The organism is Accumulibacter sp. (genome assembly GCF_029255145.1).
In the GTDB taxonomy this organism is placed as follows: Bacteria; Pseudomonadota; Gammaproteobacteria; order Burkholderiales; family Rhodocyclaceae; genus Accumulibacter.
Window position 1 is genome coordinate 1 of sequence record NZ_JAPUVQ010000110.1, and the last position, 18,456, is coordinate 18,456.

Genomic DNA, 18,456 nt, shown 5'->3' on the forward strand with positions numbered 1-18,456 from the left:
AATCTCCGTGGCCAAGGATGCCATGCAAGCTGTCGAGTCCAGGCTGGAACGAAACCCACTTCTACCCAAGTGGGACATCTTGATCCGACCGGCCTGTGCGGTATGAATATTCGTAGAGATCACCCAACCCCCATCTGACCCCCTCGGCGGCGAAAGCGGGCGTAACCGGCAAGCGCTGTCGATTCGGCGGGGTCATGCGTCAGGGCTGGCCGGTTCGCCCAGGTTTGAGGGTGGCAGCGTTTTCCGCTACAATCTGGCTTTCCCGGCGCAGCCTTCCCCATGATCAAATATGTTTTCGTCACCGGCGGCGTGGTTTCATCGCTCGGCAAGGGCATCGCCGCGGCGTCCTTGGGAGCGATTCTCGAGTCACGCGGCATTCGCGTCACCAATCTCAAGCTCGATCCCTACATCAACGTCGATCCCGGAACGATGAGTCCGTTCCAGCACGGCGAGGTGTTCGTCACCGAGGATGGTGCCGAGACCGACCTCGACCTCGGGCACTACGAACGCTTCACCAACGCCAGGATGGAGCGGCGGAATAACTTCACCACCGGCCAGATCTACGAATCGGTGATCAAGAAGGAGCGGCGAGGTGAGTACCTTGGCAAGACCGTACAGGTCATTCCGCACATCACCGACGAGATCAAAGCGCACATTCGACGGGGTGCCGAGGGCGCCGAACTGGCGATTATCGAGGTCGGCGGAACGGTCGGTGACATCGAGTCGTTGCCCTTCCTGGAGGCAATCCGCCAGATGGGCTTGCAGGAAGGCCGCAACAACGCCTGCTATATGCACCTGACGCTGGTGCCGTATATCCCGACCGCCGGTGAGCTGAAAACCAAGCCCACGCAGCACTCGGTAAAGGAGTTGCGCGAGATCGGGATTCAGCCGGACATTCTGCTGTGCCGCACCGATCGCCCGATTCCCGAAGAAGACAAGCGGAAAATGGCGCTGTTCTGTAATGTCCAGCGCGAGGCGGTGATCGAGGCGCGCGACGCCGATTCGATCTACAAGATCCCGGCCATGCTGCACGACCAGATGCTTGACGAGATCGTCTGCCACAAGCTGGGGATCCTCGCCAAGGCCGCTGATCTTACGGTATGGAAGAGCATCGTGCATGCCCTCGAACACCCGGAGCGGGAGGTCAATGTCGCTTTTGTCGGCAAGTACGTCGACCTCACCGAATCGTACAAGTCGCTCACCGAAGCCCTGGTGCATGCCGGAATTGCGACCCGCAGCAAGGTCACGATCAGCTACGTCGATTCCGAAGAGATCGAGCGGCAGGGCTGTGATGCCTTGCAGGACATGGACGCGATCCTCGTTCCGGGTGGTTTCGGGCGGCGCGGCACCGAAGGCAAGATCGCCGCGATCAGGCACGCCCGCGAGAACCGGATTCCCTATCTCGGGATCTGCCTGGGAATGCAGCTCGCCGTCGTCGAGTTTGCCCGCCACGTTGCCGGCATGAGCGGCGCCCACAGCACCGAGTTCGAAAAGGATTGTCCGTATCCGGTGGTGGCCTTGATCACCGAATGGCAGGACGCGTCGGGTCGGGTCGAGAAGCGCGACGAGACCTCGGACCTTGGCGGCAGCATGCGTCTTGGCGGTCAGCTTTGCAGGATCGAGGAAGCCAGCCTGGCACGGCTGATCTACGGTCGGGCCGAGATCACCGAGCGCCATCGTCACCGTTACGAGGTCAACAACACGCTGCTCGGCAAGCTGGAAGAGAGCGGTCTGGTGGTCTCGGGTCGCGCCCCGGTTACCGATCTGTGCGAAATCGTCGAAATGCCGACCGACGGGCCGAACGCCCACCCGTGGTTCCTCGGCTGCCAGTTCCATCCGGAGTTCACCTCCTCGCCGCGCAAGGGTCACCCGCTGTTCACCTCGCTGGTCGTCGCCGCCGCTGCTTACCGGGCCAGGACGTGAAGCTCTGCCACTTCGAGGCCGGCCTCGACCAACCCCTTTTTCTGATCGCCGGCCCGTGCACCGCGGAGTCGCTGGCGCTGTGTGTCGACGTCGCCGGGCAGTTGCAGGAAATCTGTTCCCGGCTCGCCTTGCCGTACATTTTCAAGGCGTCGTACGACAAGGCCAACCGCAGTTCCGGGCGGTCGGCGCGTGGGCCGGGGGTAGACGCCGGTTTGCAGATTCTCTCTGAAGTACGTCGCCAGGTCGGTGTTCCGGTGCTCACCGACGTGCATCGTGAACAGGACATCGCCGCGGTGGCAGAAGTCGTCGATGTGCTGCAGACGCCTGCCTTCCTCTGCCGGCAGACCGACTTCATCCAGGCGGTAGCGGCGACCGGCAAGCCGGTGAATATCAAGAAGGGGCAGTTCCTGGCGCCTGGCGACATGCGCAACGTGGTCGGCAAGGCCAGGGACGCCGCCAGTGGTGCCGATACGATCATGGTCTGCGAGCGTGGCGTTTCCTTTGGGTACAATAACCTTGTCTCGGACATGCGCAGTCTATCGATCATGCGCGAGACGGCTTGCCCGGTCGTCTTCGACGCCACGCACTCGGTGCAACTACCGGGTGGACAGGGCAGCGTTTCCGGCGGCCAGCGCGAGTTCGTCCCGGTACTGGCGCGTGCAGCGGTCGCGGTGGGGATCGCCGGGTTGTTCATGGAAACGCACCCGTGCCCGGAAAGGGCGCTTTCCGACGGTCCGAACAGCTGGCCGCTGGCGCGCATGGAGAGCCTGCTGACGACGCTGGTGGGACTTGATCGCGCGGTCAAGGCTGATGGTTTTGAGGAGACACGATAATGGCCGCTTACCTGTTGGCCGAAGCGAAGGTCACCGATCCTGTGGTCTACGAGACGTACAAGCAGCTTGCGCAGGCCGCGATCGCGAAGCACGGCGGGCGCTATTGCGCGCGTGGCGGGCGAAGCGAGGTTCTTGAAGGCGGCTGGTCGAAGCCCGGGCGTCTGGTGATTGTCGAGTTCGATTCGCTGGAGCAGGTGAAGAAGTTCTATCATTCGCCCGAGTATCAGGAAGCGAAGACCTCGCGCAAGGACGCGGCGGAAATGAACATTCTGGTCGTCGAGGGATTACCAACCTAGTATTTTTGAAGACAAGGGAAAGACCATGAGCTCTGTCGTTGATGTTGTCGCCCGCGAGGTGCTTGATTCGCGCGGCAACCCTACCGTCGAATGTGACGTTCTGCTCGAATCCGGCGTCATGGGCCGTGCGGCGGTGCCTTCCGGCGCCTCGACCGGGTCGCGCGAAGCGATTGAACTGCGTGACGGCGACGCGGCTCGCTATCTGGGCAAGGGCGTTCTGCAGGCTGTTGAAAACGTCAATACCGAGATCTCCGAAGCGATCATCGGCCTGGACGCGCAGGAACAGGCGTTCATCGACCAGACGCTGATCCATCTCGATGGCACCGACAATAAGGCGCGTCTCGGTGCCAACGCCATGCTGGCGGTGTCGATGGCCGTGGCCAAGGCCGCCGCGGAGGAGGCGGGGCTGCCGCTATATCGCTATTTTGGTGGTTCAGGGCCGATGCAGATGCCGGTGCCGATGATGAACATCATCAACGGCGGCGAACACGCCAATAACAGCCTCGACTTCCAGGAGTTCATGATTCTGCCGGTCAGTCAGAACTCGTTTCGCGAAGCGCTGCGTTGTGGTGCCGAGGTGTTTCATGCGCTGAAGGGCCTGCTGCACAAGAAGGGCTTTTCGACCGCCGTTGGCGACGAGGGTGGCTTTGCGCCAAATCTCGGCAGCCACGCCGAAGCGCTGGAACTGATCGTCAATGCGATCCAGAACGCCGGCTACTGCCCGGGCGACGATGTACTGGTCGGCCTGGACTGCGCCGCGTCCGAGCTGTACCGGGATGGCCGCTATCACCTGGCTGGCGAGCACCTGCAACTGAACGCGCACGAACTGACGGATTATCTGGCCAGCCTGGCCGACCGCTTTCCGATTGTCTCGATCGAGGATGGCATGGCCGAAAATGACTGGGATGGCTGGAAAGTGCTCACCGGCCGGCTCGGCAATGGGATCCAGATTGTCGGCGACGATGTCTTCGTGACCAATACCCGGATCTTCAAGGAAGGGATCAAACAGGGCATTGGCAACTCGATTCTGATCAAGATCAACCAGATCGGAACGCTCTCCGAGACCTTCGCGGCCATCGAAATGGCCAAGCGCGCGGCCTACACCGCAGTCATTTCGCATCGTTCCGGTGAAACCGAAGACAGTACCATCGCCGACATTGCCGTTGGCATGAACGCCCTGCAGATCAAGACCGGGTCGCTGTCGCGTTCCGACCGGATCGCCAAGTACAACCAGCTGCTGCGCATCGAAGAGGATCTCGGCGACACGGCTGGCTATCCAGGTCGTGACGCCTTCTATAACCTGTCCTGATCCAGCCACCAAGCCGCAGCGCTAGCCGTTGTCTGTTGCCGTGCGTTGGCTTGCTGTCGCGCTGCTGGTCGTGGTCGCCCTGTTGCAACACCCCTTGTGGCTCGGCAAGGGGGGCTGGCTGCGGGTCTGGGACGTTGACCGGCAGCTGCAGCAGCAGAAGGAAACCAACAAGTCCCTGGAAAGGCGCAACGCCGGCCTGGACGCCGAAGCGCGCGACCTGAAGCAGGGATACGACGCGATCGAGGAGCGGGCGCGCTTCGAGCTGGGAATGATCAAACAGAACGAAGTCTATGTCCAGATCCCCGATCGGCCACGGACCGTCCAGGCCACTGCGCCGACCAACGACAAGGCTGCTGCCGGCAAGGACCCGGCCCGCCCTGCCAAGCGCTAGTCGCACGGGCTTCGGCGGGCCTCAGGACCGGTGGTCGATTGGCGCTGCCATGGCCATCCGTTGGTCTATTCCAGGACTTCGATGTCGCCCGAGATGGTCGCGCTGATCTGGGTATCGCCGGCCTCGAGCGGCATTGGCGCGGCATCAGCGGAAGCCATCGCCGCGGCGCGCATCATCGGCCGTACCGGTGGCCGGCCACCCCCACTGTCAATGGCCAGGTGCCTGATCCGGTAGGACTTCTTGCCCATCGCTTTGGTGATCACCTCGGCGCGCGCCGTGAAGGCAGCTATGGCATCGACGATGGCGTCGCGTTCGGCAGCCTTGCGCGTTTCCGTTGCCGGCAGCATTACCAGGCTGGCGATGGCCATCGACGCCTGGAGCTTGCCCAGCAACTCGGAGATCGCGGCCGTATCGCTGGACTCGATGGTCAGGTCGGAGCGCATCCGCCAGCTTTCGATCCTGCTGCCCTTGCCGTAGACTGGATAGGTGTGGGTGGCCCCACTCTGGGACTTGACCGCCGGGTAGCTCTTGGCGGTTGTCTGCGCCTCGGCGATCATGCCGTTGACGCGCTTGGCCAGTTCGCCAGGCGTCGCGCCGCTGGCCTCGGCAAAGACCGTCGCGCGGACGAGGTCATTGCCTGCCGGCCGGGTGGCTTCGGCCGAAAGATCGATGGTCGTCGCATTGCTGCCTGTATCGGCCAGCGCCGGTACGGCGAGCAGCAGCGCCAGCAGGAGGGGTGCGGCCTTGATCAGCGGTCGAAATGAAGTCATGTCGTCTCCGGGTTTGCCGTGCTCGACGACGGCGGGTATCCTTCGGCGTCCTGAGCAACAAACTGCGTCCGGGACGATCCAGGAGCCGCCAGAGCGCCTCGTTGAGTGCCCATTGTAGCGTGTTCCGGTTGTCGCTTTCTTGTGGTCAGTTGTCGGAAGCTTGGTTAGAATCGGCCTCACCCGTTCGCTCCGTTGCGAATGGGGCCGGTCTTTGAGGGGTCTCGATGCTGAAAGCAGGGCAGGCAGCACCAATGTTCGTCCTCCCCGACGCGGATATGGAACTTATCGATATTGCGCAGTTCAAGGGCCGAAGCAATGTCATTCTCTTTTTCTATCCCAGAGATGACGCGCCGTGCTGCACCTTGCAGGCCACCGACTTCTCTGATCACGAGGATGAGTTCGCGCGTCATGACTGCACGATTATCGGCATCAGCCGTGACGACTGCATCAGGCACGCTGAATTTCGCGACAAGCATGGCATTTCCGTCGCTCTTCTTTCCGATGCCGAAGGATCGGCATGCAAGCAGTACGGCGTCTGGCAGGCGAAAGAAGTGAACGGTGCCAAGAAGTACGGCATCGTGCGCTCGACATTCGTCATCGATAAACTGGGCGTCCTCCGTCTCGTGCTATACGGAGTGACCGCCAAAGGCCACGCGCTGGCGATGCTGCGCGCGGTGAAGGAAATCAATTCATGAACATGCAAGTTGCCAAGAACACGGTCGTTACCCTTGACTACAGTGTGGCCGATTTTGAAGGCGTGCTGGTAGATGCCGGCCAGGAGCCGCTGGTATACCTTCACGGCGGCTACGATGACATTTTTCCGCTGATCGAAGAAGCCGTGCAGGGCAAAAAGATCGGTGAGTCGGTGATCGTCAAGATGCAGCCAGACGACGCCTTTGGCGAGTACGATGCGGCCCTGGTTCAGGTCGAGCCACGCAGCCAATTTCCCCAGGAATTGCAGGTCGGCATGCAGTTCGAGGGCGTGCCGGAGGGCGCCGATGACGATGACGAAGACGAGGATGTGCTGATCTATCGGGTGACCGAGATGGCCGACGACAAAGTCGTCCTCGACGGTAACCACCCGCTGGCCGGGATGGCACTGGTGTTTACCTGCACCGTAACCGGCGTTCGTCCCGCCACCGCCGAAGAGATCAGCCACGGACACACGCACGATGGCGATTGTGAAGACGACGATGACGAGTGAGCACTGACAGGGACCGGTGAGCATCGGTCGCCGGCCGACAGGCCGACGGTCTCGGGACGGCTGCGTGTGCGGCGCCTAGCGCAGCAGCTTGCCGGCGCGGTTGAGGATGGTGATGTCGACGAAGCGTGAACCGGCGTGCCGGTTTGCCGAGAAGCTGATGAAGACCTCGCCTGCGTCGTAGTTGCTCAGTGTTTCGAGGGCCTCGCGCAGTTTCTGGCGGGTCGGGTTCGGGCCGGCACGGCGCAGCGCTTCAACGAGCACCTTGGCCCCCAGATAGCCTTCGACGAAGGTGTGATTGGCGGTCACGTCCTTGGGCTTGAACTTCGCGAAGTTGTCCTGTATCTCCCGGATCAGCGGGACGATGGCGCTGTTGGGGTCGGGAACAACCTGGGTCAGGGCCAGCCCCTCCGCCTTGTCGGCGCCGATCCGCTTGACGACCTGCGCGGCGTCGGTCACCGACAGGGCGACATACTGGGCGAGATTCCCGGCTTCGCGCGACTGTTTCAGGAACTCGGCGCTGGCCGCGGTATTGGCGATCATGATCACCGCCTGCGGCTTGGCGGCGGCAATGGTCTTGACGGCGGCGCCGACCTCGGTGGTGTTTTTCGGGTAGGAATCGGTCGCCAACAGGGTGCCACCCGCCTTGCTGATCGCCTGCTCGGTGCTGCCGAGTACGTCACGCCCGAAGGCATCGTCCTGATAGAGGATGGCAAAGCGGGTGTAGCCGGTGGTTGCGTACTGGTCGATGATTTTCTGCACCTCTTCCGCGTAGCTGGCGCGCGTCAGGAACAGTAACGGGTCGTTTCGTTGCACGACCGATGCCGCTCCGGTACGCACGGCGATCAGCGGAATGCCGGCTTCGCTGAGCACCTTCTTCTCGAGCATCGCCTCGACGTTACCGGTGCCGACGAAGCCGATGAACGCCAGCGGCCGCGACTCCTTGAGCAGTTCACGAGCCAGACGGACCGTCTCGTCGGTCTTGTAGCCGTCGTCCTTCGAAATCAGGCGAATCCTGGCACCGTGGACGCCGCCCTCGGCATTGACCGCGTCAAAGTACAACTGCGCACCGGCGCGCATGTGCGTTCCGGTCGGGGCCAGTGGGCCGCTGAAAGCCGCGACCTGTCCGATCACGATATCGGCTGCGCCGGCCACGGCAGGTGCCACCCCGACGATCAGCGCGGCCAGGGCGCTGCGCAACAAAGAGATCAGCTTCATGGGTCAGCTCTCCGAAGGCTATCTGTCGTGTGAAGTCTAGGGCTTGCGGTGACCTCTGTCGACGGGCGATTGCCAGCCGGGGTCAATGACGCTGGTGTGGATGAACCTCGAAGCGGAACAGCTGCGGGTGCTCGCTATCGATGATCACCTTCTCCCAACCCATCAGCGGGTAGCCGAAGGTTTCCAGCCGCGTGAAGTTCGCAATCGGCAGCTTGCCGATCGGATCGCGCAGCGGGTGGTCGGTGCGGCGCCAGTGCGTGTCGCCGTGGACCAGCAGGACCTGCCCAGGGAACGCCATGGTTTCGCGGCGCAGTGTGTCCAGCAACTGCCGGTAGCCTGAATGCGCGAGGCCGGCGGTATAGTGCTTGAATCCCGGGTTGGCCTGCATGACGACGACGATGCCGGCGGCGCGCTCTCGGCGGGCCGCCGCGAAGCCCTGTTCCAGCCAGTCGATGACCCGCGGGTTGCGTGCCAGGAACTCCGGCCCCGGTGTGCTGCCCATGCCGTAGTTGTTGTTCGGGCCTGGCACGTTCAGCGATACGAAGAGTACTGGCCCCAGCCGCCAGCGCAGGTGTTCCGGGTAGCCGCCCAACTGTTGCTCGACCGGCAGCGTTCGCTGACCAAGCGAGCGCGGCAGGGCGAAGAAGACCTCACGCAATTTCTGCAGACGTTCCAGAGGGTCGAAGCGGCCGGCAGCCAGTTGCCGGCAGTCGGTCCATTCGTTGTCGCCGGGAACATAGACCAGCGGCACCTTCGAAGCGTCGAATAGTGCCCGGCGATCAAGAAACAACTGGTTGCTGCAAACCACCCTGCTGCCCTTGAAGTCGCCGGCGTGGACGATGAGTTGGGGGTTCTCAGCGGCGATGTTCTCGAGCATGTACGGTAACTCGTGCTCTTCGTAGTCGCTGTAGGGGGTGTCGCCAATGACCGCAAAACGCCAGGTCTCGGCGTGCGAAACGCTGGCGAGCAGCAGTCCGACGGCGGCCAGAAGACCGGCAATTGTTCGTGGGTGCAGGGTCATTGGAGCAGCGACTTCAGTTCATAGAGGGTATCGAGCGCCTCTCGCGGGGTGAGTTGATCGGGCTCGACCGCCAGTAGCCTGTCGATCGCCGGATGGCTCGCTGGCTCGAGCGCTTCGGCGGCGGTGGACTGTGCCGTGGCGAAGAGATCCGGCTGCAACGGGTTGATCGCCGCCCGCTGTTCGAACTCGCGCAAGTGTCGTCTGGCGGCACGCAGTACCGACGCGGGGATTCCGGCCAGTGCCGCGACCTGGATCCCGTAGCTCTGGCTGGCCGGGCCTTCTTCGACGGCGTGCAGGAAGACGATGCGCTCGCCGTGCTCGATCGCACCGAGATGGACGTTGGCCAGTTCGGCGTACTCGTTGGCCAGCAGCGTCAGCTCGAAGTAGTGCGTGGCAAACAGTGTCAGGCAGCGGTTCTTCTCGAGCAGGTGGCGACAGATCGAAAAGGCGAGTGCCATTCCGTCGAAGGTCGAGGTGCCGCGCCCGACTTCGTCCATCAGCACCAGGCTGCGCTCGGTCGCGTGATGCAGGATGGCGGCCGATTCGGTCATCTCGACCATGAAGGTCGAGCGTCCGGCAGCCAGGTCGTCGGCGGCGCCGATGCGCGTGAAGATCTGGTCGAGCGGGCCGAGAACTGCCTTGCTGGCCGGCACGAAGCTGCCGACGTGGGCGAGCAGGGCGATCAGCGCCGTCTGTCGCATGTAAGTCGACTTGCCGCCCATGTTCGGGCCGGTGATCAGCAACAGCCGGCGGCCGTCGCCGAGAAGCGTCTGGTTGGCGATGAAGGTTTCGCCGCCAGGGAGCTGCTCTTCGACGACCGGGTGTCGCCCGCCCTCGATCAGCAGGCCGGGCTCGCACGAGAACAGGGGCCGGCAATAGTTGCGCCGCAGAGCCGTATCGGCCAGCGCCGCCAGAAGATCGACGTAAGCCACCGCGTGCGCGATCTTCTGCAGGCGCGGCAGTTCGGCCTGCAGTTCGGCCAGCAGGCCGTCGAAGAGCAGCTTTTCGCGGGCCAGCGCGCGGTCCTTGGCCGACAGTGCCCTGTCTTCGAAGGACTTGAGCTCGGGGGTCAGATAGCGCTCCGCATTCTTCAAGGTTTGCCGGCGACGGTAATCGCCGGGGATTTTGGCGGCTTGAGCATGCGTCACTTCGATGAAGAATCCGTGCACACGGTTGTACTCGACCTTCAGGTTGGCGATCCCCGTGCGCTCGCGTTCGCGTGCTTCGAGTTCGAGCAGAAATGCGCCGCAGTTGTCGTTCAAGGCGCGCAGTTCGTCGAGTTCGGCGTCGAAGCCGCCGGCGATGACGCCACCGTCGCGAATCGCGCTGGCGGGCTCCGGCAGGATCGCGCGGCGCAGCAAATCGATCGCGGCGGCCGGGGTGGCCAGTTGCTGGTGCAGTTCTGCGAGCAGTGGCGCGGCGGAGGCCAACAGCGGCGCGCGCAGTTCGGCCAGACGACCGAGGCTGTCACGCAGGCTGGCAAGGTCGCGCGGCCGCGCGCTGTAGAGCGCGACGCGGCCGGCGATCCGCTCGATGTCGGCAAAGCCGCGCAAGGCCTGCCGCAGTTCCCGCGGGGTCTGCTCGCCGTCGTCGAGCAGCATGGCAATCGCCGTGTGGCGGGAGGTCGGAATCGCCGGGTCACGCAGGGGGTGGTGGAGCGCGTGCCGCAACAATCGCGAGCCCATTGACGTGACGCAGTTGTCGAGCAGGCTGCACAGCGTCGGGGCAGGCTGTCCGCGCAGAGTTTCGGTGAGTTCGAGGTTGCGTCGGGTGGCCGTGTCCAGCCCGAGGAAGGTCGCGTCGCGTTCGACGATCAGCGCTTGCAGGTGCGGCAGCGCGCGGGCCTGCGTCGCCTGCGCGTAGCGCAGCAGGGCGCCAGCGGCGGCAATCGCCGGGCGCAGCCCGTCGGCGCCGAAGCCTGCCAGCGAACTGGTGCCGAAATGCGCGCGCAGTTCGCGGTTCGCCGCCTCGACGTCGAAGTGCCAGTCGGGCCGACGCGTCAGAGCGGCCTCGACCGCAAAGCCTGCGTCAAAGCCCTCGGCAACGATCATCTCGGCCGGCCGAATGCGCTCCAGCGTCGCGGCCAGCCGCACCGGAGCGACTTCGCAGACGCGGAACTCGCCGCTCGCCAGGTTGATCCACGCCAGACCAACGAGTTGCCGCGTCGCGTGGATCGCCAGCAGCAGCGTGTCGCGCTTCTCGTCGAGCAGCGCCGCGTCGGTCAGCGTACCGGGAGTGACGATGCGCGCCACGGCGCGCTCGACCGGTCCCTTGCTGGTCGCCGGGTCGCCGATCTGCTCGCAGATCACCACCGACTCGCCCAGCCGGACCAGTTTCGCCAGGTACTGCTCGACCGCGTGGTACGGCACCCCGGCCATCCGGACCGGCTGCCCGGCCGACTGGCCGCGCGACGTCAGGGTGATGCCAAGCAGCCGCGCCGCCTTTTCCGCATCGTCGAAAAACAGCTCGTAGAAGTCACCCATCCGGTAGAACAGCAGCAGGCCGGGATGCTGTTCCTTGATCCGCAGGTATTGCTGCATCATCGGCGTATGCGCCAACGCTTTGTTCTCACTACTAGTTTTGTCTAACATCTAATCGCTGTCTAAAACTTGGTCCATCAACGACAGGAACTTCCTTGTCGCGGAGATATCGTGCGGTCATCGCTGGTGACGTATGGCCGAGCAACGCAGTGGGGTTTTTCCCTTGTGCCTTGGCTGCCGTTCCCGCCATCGCCCGAAGATCGCGCAGATCGGCATCAGCAATCGCAGCGGCCTCGCAAGCCCTATCCCATTGGTCGCGCACTGTGCGGTAGTCCGGAGCTTTGCCACGGCGGTTGTGCAGGAGCGTCAGGGCTCGGATGTTGTCGCCATGCAATGCCTTGGCGCGATCCACCACGGCGCGTAGTTCGGGTGTCCATCTGACGGTGAGTCGTGCATCGGTTTTGTCCTGCTCAAAGTAGATGCCTTCCTCTCTGAGGTCGGCGTAACGGATGCTGAGCACATCAACCACGCGTTGCCCTGTAAGGTAAAGCAAGTCCATGATGACCTGTAGGCGAGGGCCAGCCGCCGCATAGATCGCCCCGTATTCTTCTGAGCAGATTAGGCGCTTTCGCTTGTTCTCCTGGTGCCGCTTAACGCCGATTGCCGGATTGCTTTCTACCATCTGCTGTTCGAGGGCGTAGTCAAACACCTGCCGAAGGACCGAAAGGCATCGGTTGCACATGTTCGGCGTTTCGGCCAAACCAATCTTCATCTGCGCGACATGCTTGGGCTTGACTTGTTCAGGCGAGAACTCGGCGAAGATGTTCTTCAGCTTCCTCGCAGCGGTTTGATACTGCGACCAAGTAGTGGCCGCAATTCTTGGTCGTATCGTAGCTAACGCAGTGTCAATCAACTCCGCCATGCCCGAGGACGGTTCCGAGACTCGACGCCCATATTCGGCCAATGCAGAAGGAAGGCTCGTCCCCAGCCTTGCCCACTTCCCCTTCTTGACGAGCCAGTAGGCGCCATGTTTGAAATACACGCACTGTGGCAGGTGGCGGTCAGTTTTTCTTGGGCGTGTCATGGCAGCCTCAATTGTGGTTCTTTTTTGATAGCCACGCCAGATTGCCGCATCGATAGAGAGGCACGCAGAACCTTGGGCCAGCGCTTGGCGCTTAGGTCGTATGCATACCCGTGCCGGTCGAGCCATCGGCAGATGGCAGATGGTCGCATCAAGTCCGTCCACTCGCGCAGTTCGTCAGGAGTCAGGAACATCTTGGTTTCAACCTGGAACGAAAGCAGGCGATACCTGGCATCGTGTCGTTTATCACCTTGACGCAGTGTTTCGCCACATCGCGTGGCTGGCAACCGATCACCAGCACACAGCGGTAGGAAAGCAGAGGGTTGAATTCATGCGGTAGCATGCCGGCTCGCTTGGCTTCCGAAACCATGTGTAGCAGCTCACCCAACGCCCAGTCTAGAGCGTCCGCCTCGAATTCCGGACTCCTTCCAGGAACGGCAGGGTGCGTTCTCACGAAACCTCCGTCGGGATCGCGTGATCGATGCGCTTCGGCAGCCCTTCGACCGCGAGCATTTCGACGATTTCTTCGGGGGTGTGGCCGCAGACCTTCCACAGCGTCCAGATCAACTTGCCGTAGCTTTGCCGGCAGTAGTGAAGCAGCACCGCAAGGCCGATTCTTGATGTGCGCGCCGCCGTTTCGATTCGTACCTGTGAAGTTGAAATCCACTCGGTGCAGGGATACGCTGCCGCCAGGTAAGGCCCCGGGGTCAGCAATACATCCAGAGGAATGACGCGATCCCTGTTGTGAAGCTCCAGCTCCCAGCGCACCCAAGGACTCAGAGCGTCGCCCAGTTGTTTTCCCTTCTCATAGATGCGAAGCAGCTTCCCGTTCTTGCGGTTGCCGATGTAAAGCGTCTTGCCGGCACCGGAGTCGAAGTCATTGATCAGCTCGCCACTCGGCGGTCGCCCCTTCCCGGCGTGGAAGTCTCCCGCCAGGTACCACTCAACCGCGCTTGGCAGAGAAATCCGCCCTTCGTAGTCATCGTGCGCAAGGTCGGCACGGGTAATCCGGGCTTTGTGGAGCTTCAGAAAGTCATGCACGGCCTGCCAGTCCTTGACGACACTGCACCCTTCGCCGGACAGGCTGACCAAGGACGTGCCGCGAACCGAATCCCCGCCGGTTGCAAAGATTCCGTAGTTCCTCCCCAACTCCCAAGACTGCTGGTAGTTCAGGTGCCCACGATTTCGACGCAAGCCAAGACCAAAGCCAAACGCTTTGCGGAGTGCGACATCGAGCTCCATCAACGCGCCGTTGCCCGATAGCTCGAAACGGAAGGAGAAATTCAGCCAATCGATAAAGGCTGCCTTCGGGTTGGCCTTCGTGGAATGATTTTCCCCCCGTATTACCAGACGGGGGGTGGTTGCCTCCTCAAGCGCTATCGCCGCCGGAAGCGCTCCAATTTCGGCCTCGTTTGTCCGTACGGTTGCCGCTGGCGCGGCAATCCGTGCGGCCAGCCCGAGGCCGACTGTGTTTACTTCAAGACCGGTAGATAGAGGCAAGGGAGATTCCATACCCCGCAGTGTAGAGGGGTACTGAAACTCCTGTCAAGGGTTTACGTTACCCTTTAGGCGACTTCGCGGCGTTGCGCCTTCAATTCGTCGTCTTTGATCTCGCCGCTGACGGCCTTCCAGAAGTTGCCGAGCTTCTTGGCGATCCTGTAGCCCAGTGAGCGGTCCGCGCTGGGGCCTTCAGGCGGGAAGAACTCGCGTATGTCGATACCGAGGATTTCCTCATACTTGCGGATGGTGCGCTTGTTGTGAATGAGGACCAGCGGCTTCCATCCAAGATGGTCGCCCAGGTGCAGCATCCCGAGGGCGGCTTCGAGTTCGTCGAATTGGCCCGTGAAGCTGGCGATGGCCTCTCGTTCTTTCGCGTGGAGTTCCTCGATACGTTCCACGTTAAACGCAGCCAGGTCATGACGGTTCCTTTGTACGTCTTCGGCGGTCAGGGACATGGGGGGTGCCTCTCGATCAGGGTGGGGGATAACGATAACCCATTGAGGGGTAGTCAGCAACCTTTGGCGTTCGTAGTCGCTCGGACAAGTCGTGTCCGAGCAGGTTGTGCGTCATCGGCCCCTATCGACCCGACCGCACCTTCGTCTTGGCTGGTATCGGACGTTCCGCACTTGAGCTAGGGCGAATATGGCCCAAGGAAGCGTACTCCGTTGAAATGGATAAGGTGCGATGGTGCATCCGCCACCCACACCTCAGTCTCCCATGCGATGTTGCCAAGGTAGCGGCCCATGATGGCGCGGTTCGGGAAGGCCGTCACGTAGACCAGACCGGCCCTTGAACCGGCAAACAGTTTGGCGAGTTCGGCGTGGCGCTTGCCATCGACCGGGCCGTGACTAGTGACGGACTCCACCAGCAGCAACCAATTCTTCTTGGTGAAGTGCAAGGCTACATCGGGCATCTTGCCATGGGAGTCCACGCCCACGCCCAGTTCGGCCAGCAGTACGGCATCACAATAGCCCCACTTGTCGCCCGTGTCGCCGGCATAGACCAGCACGCTACCAGGCGCAAAGCGGGGCGCGAAGTCCTCGATGATTGCCCGGATCAGCTCGCTATGCTCACCGGGACTGAGGGTAATTGCCTTTCCCGGCGCAATCTCAACCGGGATGCGGTTCTGCTCGCGCTCCTTTGCGTACTTGGCGACCAGCGTTTCACGCTTGGCCAAGTAGGTTGTGAGGTTGTCGTGCCACTGTGGGGTGCCGAAGGTGCGCAGCAGGGTCAGCGCAGAGGGTTCGATCTGATAGACCGCCTTTGGGCTGTTCACTGGACGCAAGGGCTTATCCGGGTTGTAGAGGGCCACGCCAGCGTCGCAGAACTGGTGCATGGTCTGGCGGCGGAACGTCTCGCGGGTGTTCGGCGCGTAATCCTTGCCGTAATGCCTCCGCACCCAATCCATGATCGGCGTGATGCCGATAAGTGGGTCTTCCGCCTTGGCCCAAGGCTTGCCCGGCGTGAGGTTCAGCAGGGCCAGCAAGGATAGGGCGGATCGCTCGTTTTGTTGCGCTCTCGGTAGGCCCAGCGAAATGATGATCTGGTGAGCGGCCTCGATGTTTTTAGTCTGCTTGTCGGTCATGCCGTCAGCTTCCCTAGTTGTTCGTCAATCAATTCCTGCGTGATTCTGCTGTGCTGCTTGGCCCACTCGCCCAGCTCGATCAGCGCCTCCCGGCTAGGGTACTTCATCAGCTTGAGGTCGGTTGCGTTGACCTGTGTATGGCCATTGAAGCAGCGGAAACTCTCGTCCACGGCGGTCGTGTTCAGGAACACGGCTAAGCCTCGTGCCAGTAGCTCGGGCAAGCCTCGCTTGTTCTCGTGGAAAAGGTTGATGTGGTTCTCGAAGCCAAGCACGGAATGATCGCCGAAGGCCGTAGGTTCAACCACGCTCGCCACTACGCGGCGCCTCTCTTCCTTTGATGAGAATCGGCGCACCACGCAATAGAAGCCATTGGGATAAAGCCACTTTTCGGTCGCCTCGTTGCGCAATATCGCGTTCGGCTTCTTAGACCCCGGCACCGGCCAAACCGCTCCGGTGCTGCTAAAGTGGCTCGAATAAATCAACGGAACGGTACCCTCTTCGGGCATAGCACGGAGGTATTCCTTCAGCCGGAAGTCCACCACAGGCCCGGTCGATACCTTGATGCCCAGATCAGAAAGTGTGTAGCGCACCGCGGGTGATAGCTCGATGGCGCTCTTCCCGGGCGACGTGGGCACATGGATGAAGCGCTCTGGGTCGTCCGGGAACACGATTCGGTCAAATGGGTGTTCGTGGGTGGCAACATCGTTGAACCTGTCGTCGGTCGATGTGGTGATCGTCACCGTCCCATGCTGGCCGCCTCGCTCAAGGCGGATGATGACGTTCTCTTGCAACACTTCATCGTCCTTAAAGGCCTTGTTCCGCGACTCGAAGAGGTGCATGTGCCGGATGCACGCACGCTCAAGGATGAAGTTACGAAACGGCCGGTAGTATGGCCCATTGCAGAAGCTGCGCGGGATGATCGCCACGATCTGGCCGCCAGGCGCGGTCTGTGCCACAGCCAGTGCGACGAACGCCGAATACAGATTCACCGTCTCGATGCCGACCGTGCGCAAGGCCAGCCTGTGGGCTGAATTGCTGCTGATCTTCTTGTAGGGCGGATTGAGTATGGCGTGGGTGTAATTTACGGGCGCCCCAGAAAATAAGTTTCCTGAAAGCGATTCTGTAGCGGCATGGATAAAATCATCGCCGCTAATATTTACTTCAAAATTCCCACAGTTCCTATATTTTTCAAACGATTGCGACAACAGATCATGCAAAGTGTCATCAATCTCAAATGCATCGAGCTCAACGCTATTGAATTGGAATCCACCTTCTTGCCATCTCTCAATAAATGCAACAGACAGCGAACCAATACCTGCTCCAGCATCCAGAAGGTGGCAACTGCCACTAGCCGAAGGGAATAGGCTTGCCAGAAATTTCGCAATTCTTTCAGGGGTCAAGAATTGACCGAGCTGCGCTTTCTTTTCTGCAGCGGTGCTTCGTGAAACATGTAGTCTTTTTCCCTCAACGACTGATAGCAATGAAGATTCCCCCGTTGTAAGCCATTTGTTCTAAGGCGACGCTTTTGCGCGATAAATCCGGCGCCAGCTCCATAGCTCGGCATCGGCTCCACACTGAACGCTTCTCTTGAAAAGGCTTCGCGTCCAGCGCGTGTTGATTCTATACAGTACCGAAAAAGTCGTGTAAAGCGGCACCTCGCCATCTAGGGCAATAGCATGAGCCCAGCTAACGTCAATGACTGCCTTCGGCAGACTTCGCCGCCGCCTCTTCCTGGCCGTTATGGATAGATGTTCATGACGGCCATCAGCTGCCATCGGCCTGAAGCGGTCTAAAACTATCTCCAGACACCCCGCAAACCGGGACTAACTCTCGGTCAGCCTGGATGATTTGTTTTAGACTCTGGGTGTTCGTTTATCGCATTAAGTCAGCATCTTGCCGATGCTTTCAATCAATACTGCTGCATCATCGGGGTGTGCGCGGATTCCGCACTGTCTCTTGCGTCTTTATTTTTCGGCATATTGCATACAAGCCGTGGAAATATTGTGTTAAATTTATGACGCTTAGGATCGCGCAAGGACCATTGAAGCTTGTCGACACTCATCGACACGTTGCTTCTTAGTATGGGTCTTGGTGAACTTTCAAAAACCTATGCTGCCGATGCCGAGGGCTTTGAAAACCTATACGGAGAGGTCGCCATGACGTTCGACGCGCGGGTCATCAAGTTCCTGCAGCGAGGACAGCATCTTACCAGTGCGGAGGCCCCTGGCCTTCGCGTAGAGGCCTACTCCGACCGGAAGACGTGGATTTACCGATACCGCAGCCTCTCTGATCAGAAGTTGCGGCTGACTAAGATCGGTATGTGGTCAGCGGTATCCGTGCATGCTGCCGTCGTCGCCTGGGAGAAGCTACGCGATCAGCGCGATTCAGGCCGAGACCCTGCTGCCGAGGCGAGATCCGAGAAAGTGCAAGCGCGGGCCGCCATTCCCGAGAGAAGCGCTGCGGCCCCTCCGCCGTAAACGGTGGCACAGGTCTGCTACGACTATTGGCAAGGCCATGTTGTGCCGACGCGGGCAATCAAGGGAGTTACGGAAGTCGAACGTATGTTCGACCGGATGCTCTGCGATACGGGAACGCTGGCGGCGTCAAGCATCTCCCGTGTTCAAACGTTCGATCTGATCAAACGGCATGCCGAGACCGCGCCGGCGCAGGCAGCAGGACTACGCGCCGAACTTGGCGCACTGATTCGATGGCTACCGAATTCTAGTCAGCTAATAGAGGACGCGCTCACTCTATGCTTGTAGACCGGTACCCGTGCCGCTGATATTGTTGGCACGGAAAGGCGGGAGAGTCAGCGGGAAGCTGATGGTCTGGTGTGGTGGGTAATGCC

The 18,456-nt window shown here is 61.2% G+C and carries 18 protein-coding genes; 8 read left to right on the plus strand and 10 right to left on the minus strand.

From position 1 onward, the window contains the following. The first annotated feature begins 279 nt into the window (after positions 1-279). From Q1L50_RS11310 to ftsB, 5 genes are read left to right on the plus strand one after another with little or no spacing between them, the layout of a single operon-like run. On the plus strand, positions 280-1,923 hold the full coding sequence (locus Q1L50_RS11310; RefSeq protein WP_300338694.1) for a CTP synthase: 1,644 nt from the start codon (positions 280-282) through the stop codon (positions 1,921-1,923). After that, entirely contained in the window at positions 1,920-2,756 is an 837-nt protein-coding gene (gene kdsA / locus Q1L50_RS11315) for a 3-deoxy-8-phosphooctulonate synthase (RefSeq protein WP_300338696.1), read from the plus strand. Before Q1L50_RS11310 ends, kdsA begins: the two co-directional genes overlap by 4 nt. Beyond that, positions 2,756-3,052, plus strand: a complete 297-nt coding sequence (locus Q1L50_RS11320) for a DUF1330 domain-containing protein (RefSeq protein ID WP_300338698.1) — start codon at positions 2,756-2,758, stop codon at positions 3,050-3,052. Before kdsA ends, Q1L50_RS11320 begins: the two co-directional genes overlap by 1 nt. Positions 3,053-3,077: 25 nt before the next feature. Beyond that, positions 3,078-4,361 carry a phosphopyruvate hydratase gene (gene eno / locus Q1L50_RS11325; protein WP_300338700.1) on the plus strand — a complete coding sequence of 428 codons (1,284 nt, stop codon included), beginning with the start codon at positions 3,078-3,080 and terminating at the stop codon, positions 4,359-4,361. 40 nt (positions 4,362-4,401) lie between these two features. Next, positions 4,402-4,752: a cell division protein FtsB gene (ftsB, locus tag Q1L50_RS11330; RefSeq protein ID WP_300338702.1), complete on the plus strand. Its 351-nt coding sequence runs from the start codon at positions 4,402-4,404 to the stop codon at positions 4,750-4,752. Between the two features lie 65 nt (positions 4,753-4,817). Here ftsB and Q1L50_RS11335 read toward each other — a convergent pair whose 3' ends face one another. Continuing rightward, on the minus strand, positions 4,818-5,522 hold the full coding sequence (locus Q1L50_RS11335) for an SIMPL domain-containing protein (protein WP_300338705.1): 705 nt from the start codon (positions 5,520-5,522) through the stop codon (positions 4,818-4,820). A 224-nt stretch (positions 5,523-5,746) separates the two neighbouring features. On the opposite strand from Q1L50_RS11335, the gene Q1L50_RS11340 reads away from it, so the two are divergent. Further along, positions 5,747-6,217 (plus strand): peroxiredoxin, encoded by a 471-nt coding sequence (locus Q1L50_RS11340; RefSeq protein WP_300338708.1) that lies wholly within the window; start codon positions 5,747-5,749, stop codon positions 6,215-6,217. A 2-nt stretch (positions 6,218-6,219) separates the two neighbouring features. Then, complete coding sequence (locus Q1L50_RS11345; RefSeq protein WP_300338909.1) at positions 6,220-6,726, plus strand: peptidylprolyl isomerase; 507 nt, start codon at positions 6,220-6,222, stop codon at positions 6,724-6,726. 75 nt (positions 6,727-6,801) lie between these two features. Here the strand turns inward: Q1L50_RS11345 and Q1L50_RS11350 are convergent, their stop codons facing one another. The 9 genes from Q1L50_RS11350 to Q1L50_RS11385 form a co-directional block, all read right to left on the minus strand. Continuing rightward, on the minus strand, positions 6,802-7,941 hold the full coding sequence (locus Q1L50_RS11350) for an ABC transporter substrate-binding protein (RefSeq protein ID WP_300338711.1): 1,140 nt from the start codon (positions 7,939-7,941) through the stop codon (positions 6,802-6,804). An 82-nt stretch (positions 7,942-8,023) separates the two neighbouring features. Beyond that, on the minus strand, positions 8,024-8,962 hold the full coding sequence (locus tag Q1L50_RS11355) for a metallophosphoesterase family protein (RefSeq protein WP_300338714.1): 939 nt from the start codon (positions 8,960-8,962) through the stop codon (positions 8,024-8,026). Next, complete coding sequence (gene mutS, locus Q1L50_RS11360) at positions 8,959-11,553, minus strand: DNA mismatch repair protein MutS (RefSeq protein WP_300338716.1); 2,595 nt, start codon at positions 11,551-11,553, stop codon at positions 8,959-8,961. The genes Q1L50_RS11355 and mutS overlap by 4 nt, the downstream gene beginning before the upstream one ends. Beyond that, positions 11,537-12,364, minus strand: a complete 828-nt coding sequence (locus tag Q1L50_RS11365; protein ID WP_300338719.1) for a tyrosine-type recombinase/integrase — start codon at positions 12,362-12,364, stop codon at positions 11,537-11,539. The genes mutS and Q1L50_RS11365 overlap by 17 nt, the downstream gene beginning before the upstream one ends. A gap of 158 nt (positions 12,365-12,522) precedes the next feature. Beyond that, the gene (locus Q1L50_RS20040) at positions 12,523-12,717 is read right to left on the minus strand and encodes a DUF4224 domain-containing protein (protein ID WP_366145231.1); all 195 of its coding nucleotides are present in this window, start codon (positions 12,715-12,717) and stop codon (positions 12,523-12,525) included. 256 nt (positions 12,718-12,973) lie between these two features. Further along, the gene (locus tag Q1L50_RS11370; protein ID WP_300338722.1) at positions 12,974-14,023 is read right to left on the minus strand and encodes a replication initiation factor domain-containing protein; all 1,050 of its coding nucleotides are present in this window, start codon (positions 14,021-14,023) and stop codon (positions 12,974-12,976) included. 65 nt (positions 14,024-14,088) lie between these two features. Further along, entirely contained in the window at positions 14,089-14,478 is a 390-nt protein-coding gene (locus Q1L50_RS11375; RefSeq protein WP_300338725.1) for a hypothetical protein, read from the minus strand. Between the two features lie 176 nt (positions 14,479-14,654). Beyond that, entirely contained in the window at positions 14,655-15,608 is a 954-nt protein-coding gene (locus tag Q1L50_RS11380; protein ID WP_300338728.1) for a BsuBI/PstI family type II restriction endonuclease, read from the minus strand. After that, the gene (locus Q1L50_RS11385) at positions 15,605-17,089 is read right to left on the minus strand and encodes an Eco57I restriction-modification methylase domain-containing protein (protein ID WP_300338731.1); all 1,485 of its coding nucleotides are present in this window, start codon (positions 17,087-17,089) and stop codon (positions 15,605-15,607) included. The genes Q1L50_RS11380 and Q1L50_RS11385 overlap by 4 nt, the downstream gene beginning before the upstream one ends. A 567-nt stretch (positions 17,090-17,656) precedes the next feature. Between Q1L50_RS11385 and Q1L50_RS11390 the strand changes: the two genes are divergently transcribed. After that, positions 17,657-18,085 carry an integrase arm-type DNA-binding domain-containing protein gene (locus Q1L50_RS11390; RefSeq protein WP_300338734.1) on the plus strand — a complete coding sequence of 143 codons (429 nt, stop codon included), beginning with the start codon at positions 17,657-17,659 and terminating at the stop codon, positions 18,083-18,085. Positions 18,086-18,456 lie beyond the last annotated feature (371 nt).

What these genes read in the sequence shown, in the direction of transcription:
- Q1L50_RS11310 (WP_300338694.1), top strand. Translation starts at nt 280, where the DNA reads ATGATCAAATATGTTTTCGTCACCGGCGGCGTGGTTTCATCGCTCGGC.
- Q1L50_RS11320 (WP_300338698.1), top strand. Translation starts at nt 2,756, where the DNA reads ATGGCCGCTTACCTGTTGGCCGAAGCGAAGGTCACCGATCCTGTGGTC.
- eno (WP_300338700.1), top strand. Translation starts at nt 3,078, where the DNA reads ATGAGCTCTGTCGTTGATGTTGTCGCCCGCGAGGTGCTTGATTCGCGC.
- Q1L50_RS11335 (WP_300338705.1), bottom strand. Translation starts at nt 5,522, where the DNA reads ATGACTTCATTTCGACCGCTGATCAAGGCCGCACCCCTCCTGCTGGCG.
- Q1L50_RS11340 (WP_300338708.1), top strand. Translation starts at nt 5,747, where the DNA reads ATGCTGAAAGCAGGGCAGGCAGCACCAATGTTCGTCCTCCCCGACGCG.
- Q1L50_RS11345 (WP_300338909.1), top strand. Translation starts at nt 6,220, where the DNA reads ATGCAAGTTGCCAAGAACACGGTCGTTACCCTTGACTACAGTGTGGCC.
- Q1L50_RS11350 (WP_300338711.1), bottom strand. Translation starts at nt 7,941, where the DNA reads ATGAAGCTGATCTCTTTGTTGCGCAGCGCCCTGGCCGCGCTGATCGTC.
- Q1L50_RS11355 (WP_300338714.1), bottom strand. Translation starts at nt 8,962, where the DNA reads ATGACCCTGCACCCACGAACAATTGCCGGTCTTCTGGCCGCCGTCGGA.
- mutS (WP_300338716.1), bottom strand. Translation starts at nt 11,553, where the DNA reads ATGTTAGACAAAACTAGTAGTGAGAACAAAGCGTTGGCGCATACGCCG.
- Q1L50_RS11365 (WP_300338719.1), bottom strand. Translation starts at nt 12,364, where the DNA reads ATGGCGGAGTTGATTGACACTGCGTTAGCTACGATACGACCAAGAATT.
- Q1L50_RS20040 (WP_366145231.1), bottom strand. Translation starts at nt 12,717, where the DNA reads ATGTTCCTGACTCCTGACGAACTGCGCGAGTGGACGGACTTGATGCGA.
- Q1L50_RS11375 (WP_300338725.1), bottom strand. Translation starts at nt 14,478, where the DNA reads ATGTCCCTGACCGCCGAAGACGTACAAAGGAACCGTCATGACCTGGCT.
- Q1L50_RS11380 (WP_300338728.1), bottom strand. Translation starts at nt 15,608, where the DNA reads ATGACCGACAAGCAGACTAAAAACATCGAGGCCGCTCACCAGATCATC.